The sequence below is a fragment of the Nocardia sp. NPDC050710 genome, assembly GCF_040654375.1.
Lineage (GTDB): Bacteria > Actinomycetota > Actinomycetes > Mycobacteriales > Mycobacteriaceae > Nocardia.
In genome coordinates this window covers 77,507-91,177 of the sequence record NZ_JBFAHV010000030.1, presented here as the reverse complement: position 1 = coordinate 91,177, position 13,671 = coordinate 77,507, and the positions used below count along the sequence as shown (strand labels likewise).

13 protein-coding genes are annotated in these 13,671 nt (G+C 68.3%); 4 read left to right on the top strand and 9 right to left on the bottom strand.

The window, feature by feature from the left end:
* Nucleotides 1-46: 46 nt before the first annotated feature.
* Nucleotides 47-646, bottom strand: a complete 600-nt coding sequence (locus AB0H61_RS34565) for a DUF2867 domain-containing protein (RefSeq protein ID WP_357311962.1) — start codon at nt 644-646, stop codon at nt 47-49.
* Nucleotides 647-742: 96 nt separating this feature from the next.
* Between AB0H61_RS34565 and AB0H61_RS34560 the strand changes: the two genes are divergently transcribed.
* Together AB0H61_RS34560 and AB0H61_RS34555 are read left to right on the top strand one after the other, a co-directional pair.
* Nucleotides 743-1,507: an AraC family transcriptional regulator gene (locus AB0H61_RS34560; protein ID WP_357311961.1), complete on the top strand. Its 765-nt coding sequence runs from the start codon at nt 743-745 to the stop codon at nt 1,505-1,507.
* A 41-nt stretch (nt 1,508-1,548) separates the two neighbouring features.
* Nucleotides 1,549-2,526: a nucleotidyl transferase AbiEii/AbiGii toxin family protein gene (locus tag AB0H61_RS34555; protein WP_357311960.1), complete on the top strand. Its 978-nt coding sequence runs from the start codon at nt 1,549-1,551 to the stop codon at nt 2,524-2,526.
* 396 nt (nt 2,527-2,922) lie between these two features.
* Here AB0H61_RS34555 and AB0H61_RS34550 read toward each other — a convergent pair whose 3' ends face one another.
* Nucleotides 2,923-3,675: an SDR family oxidoreductase gene (locus AB0H61_RS34550; protein WP_357311959.1), complete on the bottom strand. Its 753-nt coding sequence runs from the start codon at nt 3,673-3,675 to the stop codon at nt 2,923-2,925.
* Nucleotides 3,676-3,778: 103 nt separating this feature from the next.
* Nucleotides 3,779-4,612 (bottom strand): alpha/beta hydrolase, encoded by an 834-nt coding sequence (locus AB0H61_RS34545; protein ID WP_357311958.1) that lies wholly within the window; start codon nt 4,610-4,612, stop codon nt 3,779-3,781.
* Between the two features lie 200 nt (nt 4,613-4,812).
* On the opposite strand from AB0H61_RS34545, the gene AB0H61_RS34540 reads away from it, so the two are divergent.
* The gene (locus AB0H61_RS34540; protein WP_357311957.1) at nt 4,813-5,298 is read left to right on the top strand and encodes a hypothetical protein; all 486 of its coding nucleotides are present in this window, start codon (nt 4,813-4,815) and stop codon (nt 5,296-5,298) included.
* 182 nt (nt 5,299-5,480) lie between these two features.
* Here AB0H61_RS34540 and AB0H61_RS34535 read toward each other — a convergent pair whose 3' ends face one another.
* Together AB0H61_RS34535 and AB0H61_RS34530 are read right to left on the bottom strand one after the other, a co-directional pair.
* Nucleotides 5,481-6,236: a hypothetical protein gene (locus tag AB0H61_RS34535; protein WP_357311956.1), complete on the bottom strand. Its 756-nt coding sequence runs from the start codon at nt 6,234-6,236 to the stop codon at nt 5,481-5,483.
* Between the two features lie 153 nt (nt 6,237-6,389).
* Nucleotides 6,390-7,781 (bottom strand): three-helix bundle dimerization domain-containing protein, encoded by a 1,392-nt coding sequence (locus AB0H61_RS34530; protein WP_357311955.1) that lies wholly within the window; start codon nt 7,779-7,781, stop codon nt 6,390-6,392.
* Nucleotides 7,782-8,234: 453 nt separating this feature from the next.
* On the opposite strand from AB0H61_RS34530, the gene AB0H61_RS34525 reads away from it, so the two are divergent.
* Entirely contained in the window at nt 8,235-8,636 is a 402-nt protein-coding gene (locus AB0H61_RS34525; RefSeq protein WP_357311954.1) for a hypothetical protein, read from the top strand.
* A 94-nt stretch (nt 8,637-8,730) separates the two neighbouring features.
* On the opposite strand, the gene AB0H61_RS34520 is transcribed toward AB0H61_RS34525, so the two are convergent.
* From AB0H61_RS34520 to AB0H61_RS34505, 4 genes are all read right to left on the bottom strand, one after another.
* The gene (locus tag AB0H61_RS34520) at nt 8,731-10,566 is read right to left on the bottom strand and encodes a hypothetical protein (RefSeq protein ID WP_357311953.1); all 1,836 of its coding nucleotides are present in this window, start codon (nt 10,564-10,566) and stop codon (nt 8,731-8,733) included.
* Between the two features lie 170 nt (nt 10,567-10,736).
* Entirely contained in the window at nt 10,737-12,140 is a 1,404-nt protein-coding gene (locus AB0H61_RS34515; RefSeq protein WP_357311952.1) for a S8 family serine peptidase, read from the bottom strand.
* A gap of 148 nt (nt 12,141-12,288) precedes the next feature.
* Nucleotides 12,289-12,882 carry a DUF308 domain-containing protein gene (locus AB0H61_RS34510; protein WP_357311951.1) on the bottom strand — a complete coding sequence of 198 codons (594 nt, stop codon included), beginning with the start codon at nt 12,880-12,882 and terminating at the stop codon, nt 12,289-12,291.
* A gap of 71 nt (nt 12,883-12,953) precedes the next feature.
* On the bottom strand, nt 12,954-13,574 hold the full coding sequence (locus tag AB0H61_RS34505) for a 1,4-alpha-glucan branching protein (RefSeq protein ID WP_357311950.1): 621 nt from the start codon (nt 13,572-13,574) through the stop codon (nt 12,954-12,956).
* Nucleotides 13,575-13,671 lie beyond the last annotated feature (97 nt).

The window sequence follows — 13,671 nt, the reverse complement described above, 5'->3', positions numbered from 1 at the left end:
TCGGGCCCGAGCGCTCGGGCCCGAGGCCGCGATTCCGGCGCCGCCGTCATCCCGCGTTCTGTTGCGCCGCCTGCCGTTTCCACGAGCGGCCGATCATGCGCATCAGGGCCGGGTAGACGAGGATGTAGCGGAACGGGAGGATGGCGGCCATATAGGCCTTCCCGAACACTCCGTTGGGCTTGACCAGTACGGCCATTTGGCCGTGGTAGCCGCCGGAACCGTCGGGAACCCAGGTGATGTGCATGACGCCGTGCACCGTGCTGTTGGCCATTTCGGCGGCCCATTCGGTATCTGTTTGGTAGATCGAAGTGAACGGCACGGAGTCGGGATCCGGGCCGCGCGGACCGTCGCGCAGGTCGTCGGGCAGCCGATCGCGCAGGGTCCGCACGCGGGTGCCGACGCCGGTGTCGGGTTTGTCCCAGCCGAGCAATCCGCCGAGCTTCCAGCGGATCGCGAAGAGGATGCGGTAGATACCGGGGGCTTCGCCAGCGTCCTCGTCCCGGGTCGCGAAGAGCCGCACCAGCCGTGGGAGTTCGCCGGGTCCGCCGGGGGTCGGCAGCGCCCACACATCCTCGACCGTGAAATCCGGGGCGATTTCGTGGATCCGCCAGGGCTGCGCGGTGTACACGGAATTCGGGATTCTCATTCAGGGGGCCTTTCCTGGGTCGGTGCCCGCGTACGAGGCGAGCGTCACCACGTCGCGCTGTGGAGTGGCGGCCCGCGGTGGTGCGAGCATGGACGAATGATCGAGGAGCCGCGGTCCTGGCGTCTTGAACGAAACGGCAACACCACCTTCGTGGCGGTCTGCGCCGAATTCGCCTGCATCGCCGAGGCAGCCGAAGCCGCGCCCGACCCGTACCGCCACCCGGCCTGGCAGCTGGTGCTCTCCTCGGACGAGCCGGTCGTGGCGACCGATGACCGAGGCATCGTCACCACCGCACCGGGCGTTCTTATCGCGCCGGGCATCATGCGCGGGATCTGCTACCCCGCCGGATACATCTCGCTGTGGATCGACCCCTATCGGCTCTCGGCGGCCGGTCGCCCGCGGATTCACCCGCTCGATCGCACCCAGGTCCGCCGTCTGATCGCGAGCACCGGCACCGACCTCGAGCCGCCCCGGCTGCGCGCCGCCCTGAACCGCGCGCTCGGCGCGACCGAAACCCTCGATCTCCGGCTCCAGCGTGTGCTCGACCTCCTCGACGACGGTCCATGTCTCGAACAACTGGCAGCCGACGTCGGGCTCTCGCCGCGGCGGCTGCGCCAGATCTCGACGCGGGCGCTCGGCGGCTCGCTGACGACGCTGCGCCGCTGGCATCGGCTGCGTGAAGCCGTACTGCAAATGCCGTTCTACCCCACCGCCGAAATCGCCGCCCGCACCGGATTCTCCGACCAGTCGCATCTGGTCCGCACCGCGGTCGCCATGGGTGGTGTCACACCGGGCAGGATGTCGTCACGCTGGAGCGCGACGAACAGCACTGCGTCCCTCAGTATTCAATCGGTGCGGTGACGGCAGGACGATCCATAATGGATCCTGCTACGGTCACTGTCGTGCGGTTCGAACACCAGTTCCCCGAGAGCCCCTGCGCGTATTCGGCGGCCCATCTCGCGGCGCTCGACCACACGCTCGCACTCATCGCCGGCTCGGAATGGGGCGACGGACTCGTACTTCGCGGCAGCATGACGATGCGGGCATGGATTGGCGAACAGGCAAGGCCGCCAGGCGATTTGGATTGGATTATGCCGACCGGAACCGCCTTCCCCGATCCGCTCGCACCTTTCCCGTACCTCGACGACATCGCCCGGGCACAGCAGTGGCCCGAGGCATTGGACGGTGCCGCCCGCTACCGAATGTGGACCGAGGAGGAGTTCGATACCTTCGGATCGCGTCCGAAACTTCCCCCGGAGGGGCTGCGCTGGCTACAGGCCGAGGAATACGAACCATTTTCGCTGCTGGACCAGGTGGCGGACATCATCCGCGACAACCCGAACGCGCCCGGCGGTGTAGTACTGGACGCCGACGATATCTCCCAGGACGAGAATTGGATCTACGCGCACCTCGATGAAGACACGGGCAGGAGGCTTCTCGTGCCGTGGGACTACGGCACGGAATCCGGTGCGATACAGCTGGATTTCGCCATCGGCGAATGGCTACCCGAGACGCCGGTCTGGACGGCCGTTCCGCGTTCGGACGGCGGCCCGCCGACGCCGGTCGTCACCGCGAGCCGGGAACTGTCGCTGGCGTGGAAAGTCCTGTGGTTGGACACCGACTCGACCGATGAAAGAATGGCCGCCGGGAAGGACCTCTACGACGCGGTGCTCCTGGCCGAAAGTCCGCAGACCCGAATGACGCCCGGCCTCCTTCGCAAGGTGCTCGGCAACCGATTTCCCCGTGTGAACGCCGACCGGATTCAGGGTTGGTCGGTCGACTGGTCCGGGTTTCGACGCACCCATCCCGGAGTCCACGGCGAGGTGGACGGCTGGCTCGAGCGACTCGCACGCGCCCTGCCGTGCGCCGCGATCAGCTGAAGTCGGCGCCGCGGTCGTCGGTTCTCCGATCGGCTCAGCCGTTCATCCACCAGCCGCTCATCTGACACGGGTGGATTCTGTCATCGGACTCCGCACCAGCGCATCGGTGCGGGAGTAGTCCGGCGCGCCGACGCGGCTGATGCGATCAACACGACGGAGGCGGCGACCCAGTCTGATCGGGCCCCGGTCGCAGGCCCACCTGACCTGCCGCGCTCTCGCCGAATCCTGGTCCGATCCCGACTTCGTCGCGGGGCGTGTGCGGGGTCGGGCTGACCCGCCGCATCATCCCTCGACGGCCGCGTGCCGCTCGTCCCGCGCGGGCGGATTCGGCACGGCGGGAGCGGATTCGACGAACTTCAGCCCGATCGCACAGGCCACGACGCCATCGTCGACCCGTCAGTGCAGGTATGACGCGCCGTTGATGTCGAGGACCGCGCCGGAGGTCCAAGCCGCTCCCGGGGATGCGAGATAGTGCACCGCCGAGGCGATCTCCTCCGGTGCGGCGACCCGCCCGAATGGGCTCTGGGCGCGCACCTCATCGGTAACGCGGTCCGCAACCCGTTCTGTCGCAACGAATCCCGGTGCTACCGAAGCGACGGCGATGCCGTGCGGCGCGAGGGACGCGGCCAGCGATTGGCCGAGCGCGTGCACGGCCGCCTTGGTGGCGCCGTAGGCCGGGTGATCGGGCTCACCACGGAAGGCGCCGCGCGATCCGATATTCACGATCCGTCCGGCAATCCCATGTTCGATCATGTGCCGCGCCACGCCGTAGCTGACATTCGCGGTGCCGAGCAGATTCACCCGCACCGTCTCCTCCCATATCCGCTGCCAGTCCTCGTACGAGGTCTCCGGCAGCGGGTGCGGCAGGTTCACAGCCGCATTGTTGACCAGCACCCGCACCGTGCCGAGTGCCTCGATCGCGGCGTCGACGACGGCCGCCGCACCCACCGCCGACCCGATATCGCCACCGATGAGTACATGCCCGGTCCCCGCCATTCCGGCCAGCGTCTGCTCGGCCTCCGCACGCCGCGAGGAGTAGTGCACCGCGACACGATCCCCCGATGCGGCGAATGCCGTCGCGATCGCCCGCCCGATCCCCCGCGACGCCCCCGTCACCAACACCCCACGACCCGCTGCCTCGTACACCATCCGGTCAGCCTGCCACGCCACCGCGCGCCCATGTCGACACCGTGCGGGACGATCACCCCCGAAGTGGCGTCGAACAATGATTGCTCGACGCCACTGCCGCACGTCACGCGGTCCGCAGCACCTCGCGCAGGCGGGGTGCGAACGCCACCGGATCTTCGACGAAGCCGCCGTGGCCGCCGGGGAATACGGTGGTATCCACGCCGAGTCGGTGTCCGAGCGCGTGGCAAGTACGTTCGCAGAGCTGACCTCCCGAGTCCGCCCCGAGTCCGACAATGATGCGGGCGTTCGGTTCGGCCAACGCGGCGAAATCGGGCCGCCAGGTGACGGTGCCGACGATTTCGTGGTTGAACCAGTAGTTTTCGCTGGCCACCTGGCCAGGATCGCGCTCACCGCCGAACATCTGCTCCAGCACCGGCTCCGGCATCGGAATATTGGCCTGGGCGAAGAACATTCGCCATGCGCCGACCGTATCGCCGTTGCGATAGGTGTCGACGAGGTCGGCGGTGCCGGCCAGTAGTCGCTCGTGGTCCTCGAGCAAGGCGATCAGCGGTGGTTCGTGTGCGACCACGGTGGTCACGAGGTCGGGCTCGTCCTGCAGCAGCGATAGTGCGCTCACCGCACCGCCGCTGGACCCGAAAACCACCGCGGGGCCCGCGCCGAGGTGGGTGATCAGCCTGGCGAGATCGGCGCCCCGCAGCTGCGGGGTGGAGTCCTGCTCCGGATCGTCGAGGGGGCTGCGCCGGTGTCCGCGCGGGTCGGTAGTGAGCACGGTGTGATCGGTCGCGAGCAAGTCCGCCAACGGAGCGAACGCGTCGGCCGCCATCGGGGCACCGACGAGTATCACGAGAGGTCCTTCGCCGCGCACCTCGTAATGCAGGGTGGCACCGGGGACGTCGAGGGTTTGCGCGCTGGCCGAGGTGGCCGAGCTGGGAGTCATGGTCTCTCCTTGGGTGCGGTCATAACTATCCGTGAGTACTGACGGCACGGTCTTTCCGAACTCATCGCTCGGCCCGAAATTTCGCTTGCGCGCGGTGACGAAGGTCTGGTGCGCGCGGCGCACTGCGATCAACGACGGTGAGTTCGCACGCATCCGTGCCAGGACCGTGACGGAACCCGGCTGCGGGGCTGGTACGTCACGTGGTCGCCCACGAACCGCCGTACTTCGCCATCCTCCCCGACGCCGCAGATCAACTCGCCTTCGTCGACGAGGTCTACCGCCTGTTCCGGACCGAAGGTATGGGCGCCGCATCGGCCCACTTCCTGGCCGGAATCGGTGGCACCATGAAGGGCCTCCCCGATCCCGCCACCCTCCCGCCGCGCACCGCCGCCATGATCACCCGCCTGATGGCCAATGCCCCGGTGATGATGGAACACGAACTGCGTCAATTCACCTCGCACCGCCCCGACATCACGGCCCTGGCCCCCTACGCCGACCGCATCGTGCTGGCGGCGGGTCGCGAAACTCGCGGCCACCTCCCGTATCGACCTGCCGCCCTGCTCGCCGAGCAGCTCGGGATCGCTCTCACCGAATTCCCCGGTGGCCACAGCGGTTTCACCGACGCCCCCGAGGAATTCGTCTCCCACCTTGTGGAGGCGCTCCAGGTTCCCGCGACGGTGACCTGAGCTACCCGGGGTCCGGACGAATTCGGTTCGGTCGACGAGGAACGGATGATCCGGCGGCTGTTAGGTCGATCCCGGCGACCACCGCCGCGGGCCTCCTGGGCGGAGAACTCATCGCGGTCATGCTCGACGACGCGTGACCTCGGGCGCGGTTCACCGCCCGGGCACGCCCGATTGCCGTGCGCTCACGCGAGGTCGGCGACCTCCAGATGGATCTGCCGCTCCACCGCCAGCTCGGCCAGGAAACCGTGGGTGCCGCCCACCGACGCCGTCGCACGGAACGCCGCCACCGCGATCTCCCCGGTCCGCAACCGCTGCCCGAAGAACTCACGCTGCCCGAGAATGATCGGTTGCGCCTGCTCGAATCCGAGCTGGTGCGCATCGTCGGGCAGTGGGCTGCCGAGCATGTCGGTCACCGTGCCGGGGATCAGGCGCACCGCCACGATCTGGTCGAAGCTCGGCCTGCGCGCGATCCGATGTGCCAGATACAGCTGCCCCGGCCGCCCGAAGCACAGGTGGGTCAGCAGTTCGCGGTCGACGGAAGGGTCCAGCTTCGCGTAATAGACCACCGAGCGGACGGTGACGACGATATCCTTCGCGATCGGCACCCCACCGCGCCCGACGTGCCCGCGGAACAGTCTGCCCCGCAATGTGGTTCGCGAATTCGGCCGCCCCGGATCGAGTTCGGCGATCTGGAACGGCTCGGCATCGAAGGTGTGCACACCACCGAATCCGTGGCGCCGATCGGCGCCGAGCGCGCGGCGGCCGCGCCGGTCCAGCTCCACCGAGAGCACGACCTGGAAATCGTGTGGCGGCGCGAACATCGGGAGATTCGACAGGTAACAGTCGACGCCGGTGCCGAAGACCACCATGGCATGGGTACCCGTCGAGCTCGCCATATCGCCCGGCCGATCGAGTTCGTCGGTGCGGATCCCGTTCATGGGAGGCTCCCTTCTCTCCAACCCTGATTGAAGAGTGCCACCGAAACGCGCCGAAACCACGAGTGCCGCGCTACTCGAATCCCGTCGTAGTCGGTACTCCACAGGCTCTTGGCAGGTCGCCCGACCTGCGCTGCCGAAGGCCGATCCGGTGGCCTAGTTGTAGGACTTGGTCACCCCGTCGAGCAGATGCTCGAGCGTGTCGTAGGTCGGGGTGTCGACCACGTCGATCAGGTCGGCCGCCACGGGCACACCCTGGGTGACCTTTGCGAACTCGGCGGCGTCGCCGGTGCGGAAGCCGTGTTCGGCGGCGAGCTGCCGCAGTGTCGGGTCGGCGACGAGCAGGCGTCCGAGCTTGTCACCGCCCGCGCGCAGCGGGACCAGGGTGTGCTGGGACAGGACGGTCGGCGACGGGTAGGTCAGCACCATGCCGGGTTTGATCTGTCCGCGGGTGGTGGCCTCGATGAACTGCGCCTCGTAGATCAGCACCAGCGGGGACGGGCCCATGCCCCCGGCCAGGTACTCGTGGAACGGGCCCTGGGTGGTGTTCTCGGTGTAGCCCTGGCCGACGAACAGCTTCGACACCGTCGGCAGCACCGCCTGCTCGGCGGGCTGACCCTGCACGATGGCATTGTCGTTGGCGACGAAGCTGGCGATGGCCAGGTACATGGCCGCCGAGTTCGAGGTGCGAGGGTCGGTGGTGGAGATCAGGATGTTCTTGCGGACCGGGTAGGCGGTGTTGTCGGGCAGCTGCGCCCACTCGGTGTTGGCGCGGACGAGCTCCAAGTAGCGGGCGATATCGAAGGTCGGCACCGGGCCCGGCTTGATGACGCCCGCGGGGGTCAGCAGATCCACGATGGGCTGGAACGTCGCGATCGCCATCGGCGAGGAGAACGGCGTGTATTTCACGTTCACATTGCGGGCGCGCTGGATCCGTTCGGCGGCGGGCGCACTGGACGGGAATGCGAAGTCGTATGCGCCGAGATCGATCGACGTGGCGATCTGCCGCGATCCCGCCGGGTCGACCTCCACCCGCATCCCGTGCTCGGCGAGCGCGTCGACCACCCGCTGGTCCTGGAAGAACGGCACCTTCTCCGAACCGACCACACCGCGCACCACCGAGAGCCCGACGCCGGGCACGGCCACCGGCGCCGGATCCGGTTGCCGCGCCACCATTGCCACCACGACGACGGCCACCACGGTCAGGGCACCGCCGAGCAGTCCGGCATTGCGCTTGTTCGGCGCCGACATGCCGCGCAGAGCGGCACCGAGCCGCTGCCCGGCGGATTCCGGACGCTCTTCGGCGACGGCCGCGCCCACGGCGGTGGCCGACACCGTGACAACGGATTCGGGCTCGAGCTCCCGGCGGACGATGCGCTCGACCAGGATGGGCACGAACTCGCGCACCGGACGTCCCGCGAAGCGCTGTCGCGCCGAACCGATCACGGTCTCGACTCGCTCCGCGGGATGGGTATCGCTGTAGGTTTCGAGCAGACTGTCGGTCAACCGGCGCATCGCCTGTTCTTCGCGAACGGTATCGACAGCCACCACTTCTCCTCGACGTAACACCTCGGCAAGCACCAACGACAGCATTCCGAGCTGTCCGCGCGCCGAACCATACCGGCATTCCACCCGGCCCGACACTCGATGCCAACCCGCATTCGATGCGTATCCGACTGCGCCCGTTCGCATCTCACGGATCGTTCGACCCCGGTATCCGCCCAGGTCAGGCCCTGTTGCCATGGGTGAGTCGGCATGGTCGGTCCCCGCCTGTCGCGCACACCCGACGACGACCGAGAGTTCAAGAGGGTATCCACTGCGCGTCATCGGCTGTTGCACCGACGTTCACGGTGCGACCGGAGGCCACCTGCCGCGGCGATCACGCGTCCAGCCGGTTCCCGATCCGCGCACCATTCGCGATGCGGTCGGCGGAAACCGGATCCGAGCCCGAATCGGCGTGGCGTGCAATGATGCTCATCATGTTCGCCACACGAAAGGACCATGCCGCGTAGACGGCCCGCTCAACTCCGCACCGCCACGCTGTCCTCGTTGCGGCCGCGCGGAGATACCGCACTGATTCGGATGTGGCCGAGTTCCGATGGCTATCCGGATATCTCGCATGTGCCGGGTCTTTCACCACACGGACGCGTCGTGCTGGCCGGTCTCGAGCGCACGCGACTGTCGCCCGGTCGGACCGCGTCCGCACTGCGCCATTGGCGACACTTCGTCCGCGACCCCTATCACCGCCTGTGGGATCCGCGCTACGAGGGCTGCGGAATCTGGGAGTGCTGTCCGGATATGCATGAGGTGCGACGCATACTGGAGATCGTCGCCCGCGCCCTGCCCCGCCGGGATGCTCGCCGCTTCCGTGCCGTACTCGACGCGCTCGACGCCGACTGGTGACCACGTCCAGCGCGACACGCTCGCCTCCGGCGGATACCGAGCATCCCGGTGTCCGGGTCGCCGCCGCGCTCGGCGAACTGGGGCGCACGACGGGTCAATAGTCGTAAGAGGCCACGCCGACGGGTCCGACACCGACGCAAACATGGAGTCCCGGTGTGCTGGCACCGACGCGGAGTACGGAGCCGCCTCCGACGATGCGGACGAAGACCGTGTTCGGCCCCTGTTCAACCGGGACCGCCACGGTGTCGCCGTGCTCGAGGGCGACCGTGATGCGGCCGTCGCGGCTCGCGAGATAGTTGAGCTGAGCGGTCCATTCGTGGTCGAGCATGGGGCCGTCGAGAGGTAGCCGCGCGGGCTCAGCGCCGCGGATGCGATAGCCGCAGTCCGGCTCGGGGCCCGGAAGGATGCTGCGGTTCCACCAGACCACCGCGTCCACGATCGTGCCGGAGTCGGTGATCATCCGCAGGTGCGGTGTCGAAGCGGCGAAGGTGCCGGGCGGTGCGATGGGTGCGAGGACCCGGCTGGCCAGATTCTGCGGATAGGCCAGCGGATTCAATACCGTCCACGGGACCTCCTGCTCCAGCAGGGGTACGCCGTCCCATCTGTCGAGTGCCGACTCGACGTTCGTGACATACGTTCTGGTCGATCCGGCGCGCCACGAGGATACGAAGGTGTAGGTGGAACAGAGACTGCTCACCAGGAACAGCACCGTCAGCCCGACCACCGTGCGCGGGCCGGGGTGCCGGGTGGATCGCGGGTCTCGTGGCCTTGCACCCGACAGCAGCGCCACGGCCGAAGTCAGTACCACCGCGGCGTCGGCGAAATAACGCAGGGACTGCATGAGTTCGGCGGCGGTATTCGGTCCGCTCCGGGCCAGCGCCACCGGCAGCTGGGCCACCAGCAGGTAGATCGCCGCGAGCATCCACACCGGCCCGACCCGGATCCGCGTGCGCAGCGACCACGCCACCGATCCACCCACCGCGACCCACGCCGCCACCACCGTCCAACCCGGTGGGTCCGCCCAGGGTGACGACGGCAACCACCGCTCCCAGCTCCAGGGCCCACCCAGCAGGGTGGGCAGCACACCGAAGGAGGTCGCAGTGGGCAGCAGCGCGCGCAGTTCATTCGGGCTGCGGTGCACGGCGGATATATCGACCACCGTCAGATAGGTGGCAAACCAGAACACCAGCACGAACCCCGACCCGATCCACAGCGTCGCACCGCGCCGCGCCACCGTCGCTACCGCGCCCTTGAAACCCTCGTCACGCTCGACATACCGCGCGAGCACCGCGACGGCGAAAGCGACGATCGGCACGAGCACCGACTTTTCGAAAAACAGCAACGCCACCGCCGACACGAGGATCCCCGATACGGCATAGCGGACGCGCCCGCCGCGGCTCAGCAGCACCGCATCGCCGATGACCCAGGCGAGCGCGAACTGCAGCGGCAGCGCGTTGAGTGCGGCCGCCCACCATGCGAACGCGGGCAGCGTTACCGGCGAGAACAGGAAGAAGACGAGCGGCACCAGGATCGTCGGGCGCGCGCCGCGCAGCACGATCAGCATGCGCAGCACCGCTACCGACACCGCGAGCTGTAGCACTAGCAACGAGACCATTGGTCCCGCCCATGCCAACGGCGCCACCGCGGTCACCACCCAGGCGGTGCCGAACGCCAGCGGCATGAGGTGCCCGTCGTGGTCGAACAGCAGCAAATCCTCCGACCACAATGGATACCGGGCGGCGCGACTCACGACGATCAGGTCGTCCCAATAGAAGTAACCGCTATCGGCTACCCACCAGCGGACGAGCAGCTGCGCGACGATCAGGAATACGGCCGCGACCAGCACCGGACCGCCGCCGCGCAGCCGCGGCCGCGCCATCCGGCTCGGGGCTGATCCGGGCTGTGAGAGCAGGGCCACAGCGGTGTCCATGGCATTCCACCCTAGCGACGGGCCGGACCGCTCCCCCGGACCGCGCGCGACCAAGGCAGCAAGTGCGATACTCGGCGACCGACCTCGAGGACACCGCACGGCCGGCCGCCGCGGCCCGCATGCTCACCGGGGCACGGCGAAGGCTCCGATCGGCGAAACGACGGCGCGTGTCATTCCGACGGCGACGGCGCACCGGCGAGCGCCCGGATGTCGGGCAAGTTCCCGATGCGCTGGGTGGCGGGGCGGCCGGGTGCGCCGGTTTGCGCCGAACCGGTCTCGCGCAGCCGCGCACGGATCGCAGCCGGTGCGTGCGGCCCGGCACCCCGTGCATGAATGCCCTGGGCGCACGCGATGGCGCCGACGACGATCGGGGACGCACTGGAGGTGCCGCTGAATTGGTCGGTGTACCAGTAGTCTTCGTCGCTGCCGCCCTGCAGGTCGCCGTATCCGGTGGTGGTGACCTCGCGACCCCAGCCCTGTGCATCGACGCGGGAACCGTAGTTGGAGAACGACAACCGGGAGCGGGCCGGGCCGTGGTCGCGCCCATGAGTACCCGGCGGTGGGGCGCCGGCGCCGACGACGATGGCGCCGGAGTCTTCGGCGCCGCCGCGGAAGGGGTTGCGCCAAGTGGACGGGAAGCCCGTGGCCCGAGTGTCGTAGATCGCGGTGTCCAGGTCTTCGGCCCCGTTCCCCGCGGCCTCCACCACCACGATGCCGCGCGCCACCGCGTAACGGATGGCCGCCAGATCATCGGGCCACCACTCGACGGCGATGTAACCCGCCTGGTCCGAGCGGCTCTGGAAGTTGTGGCGCGGGCCGGGCCGGTGCAGTTCGAGCAGGATGACATCACCTGGGGTGAGCGCGTCGGCAGCAGTCCGGATGGCAGTGGCCGACCCGCCACCGAAGATCGACACCGCGCGAATGGCGGCCTCGGGCGCGATGCCGGTGATACCGAAAGCGTTCACGTCGCCGCTGATCTCACCCGCGACCGCGGTGCCGTGATTGCGCCAGCCCTCATCGGTTGCGGACGTACCACCGATCACCCCGCCCTGGTTCTGGGTGAGGTCCTCGTGGGTGAAGCGCCATGCACCCTCCACATCGATCACCCGGATGCCCGCGCCACGGCCACCCGGCCGAGTCCACGCCCATCGTGCGTTCACGCCCTGTGGTGCCGCATCCAGATATCCCTGGCGCGCTTCGAAGTTCGGCGTCACCGGCGGCGCCTCAGCCAGGGCGCGACGTGCGGTGGGCAATGGCGCGATCGGCGGTTCGGCGCCCGGCTTGACATACGCGCCGTCCACCGCGGCGTCGGCTCGCAAGCGTTCGGCCAGCGCGTCCAGGTCGGCCGTGACACCGTGGACAGCGAAGAAGTCGAGGAAATACGCGGCGGCGGAGTCCTGTTGGGTGTTCGCGAGTTTGGCGGTCAAGCGGTCGGCCGGCCCGAAGATTCGGGTCAGCCGCGCGCCCGCGGGCAGCAGTGCATCCAGCCGGGTCGCGGTGGCGGCGCTGTCCCGCAAGGCGATCGGCGCGATCCCCTCGCCGAGTTCTGCTACGCCGTGGGTGATTACGATCAATTCCGCAGGCGCGTGCAGCGATCCGGGTGCCGCCGAAGGGGCCGAACTCCGACGCTGATCGGTAGGTGCCATAGCAATAAGTGAACCCGTTGCGCGGGTGCCGTGCCACCGAAATGGTCAGCCATGCCGACGCGTCCGGATGGCGAGTTCAGCCCCGCGCCACCGGCACCTGCTCCATTCCCCGAACACCGACCGCGTCGTGGCCGAGTCCGACAATGAGGATCTCCAGCGTGCCGATCACCACGAGGCAGCCGCCCACCACGAGGGAGAGCACGTCCAGCGATTCGAAGGGCACCACCACGACGACGATGCCCACCACCATGGTGAACAGCCCGAACAATTCATGGCGACCGCCGTCGGGCAACTCGTCATCCCAGACCGCGACCGTCGCGTGGACGATCCCGCGGATCGACCACCCCAGTCCGATCCACATCGCCAGAAGCAACTCGGAGTTCCCGCCGCGCAGGCACAGCATCACCAGCACCACCGAGAGCACACCGCTCCCGAATACCAGCATCCGCAACGGCATAGCAAATCGCGCTGTGATCGCGAGCCACAGTTGTAACGCAGCGCTCACGATCAGGTACGCACCGAACAGCAACTCCGCGACCGCGACCGTCTTCTCCGGCCAAACCACGACCACCACGCCGAGGATCACCGCACACGCCCCCGCGACAAGTACCGCCTGCCGCGCCCCGCGGACTCTCGGCTCGACACCTCCCGCACCGTCGTTTCCAGGCATGCAGCCATCATATGGCCGCACTATTCAGATAACCGAATGTTTGCTTCCGTGTGAAGGAGGACGTGTCGTACTCAGCTCCGCAGCGATAGGAATATCCCGCGTGCGACGCCACCGTCGGAACCGGTCCACGGTGCGGTTACGACTCCGGTGGTGGCGCCGACCACGCTGGGTACCAGGACGCGATGGATTCGCAGCATCGCGAAATCCACGGTGATCTCGGTGTGGTCGGCGCCTTCGACAGCACCCATCGCATCGAATCCCGCCGGGAGCAGCGGATAGTCGGCCGCCGTGATCTCCACCGATGGGTCCGGCGTGTCGCTTTCGCTCTGCGCCTGCGGTTCGGCGCGCCCCGTCAGCATCGCGATCGACTGTGCGAGGAGCACCGGATCCCGTGTGCCGTCATAGATCCAGCGCTGCCCGAGCACACCGTGTATCGACGTGCCGACGAGTCCGTCCGCCGCGCTGTCCAGCGGGGCCCCGCGGTAGGTCAGCGGGAGGTGGTAGGCGACTGGACCGTCGGCCACCACCATGAACTCCATACCGACCACACCGGCCGGATCATCGAGCCGGAACCCGCCGGCCTTGCGCAATCGCGGTACACCGGTGCCGCAGTACCACGGTCGCGTCGGCAGCCACTCGGTCAGCAGGTCCAATTTCCCCGGGGACATGGTTGTGCGATGAATGACGGCCATACACAACCTTATCCAGCGTCGCGGCCGTCGCCGGGTTGGCGTTGCTGCCGCGGTGTCGCCGCCCGGCCCGGATCGAATGATCCTGGGCCGGGCAGAG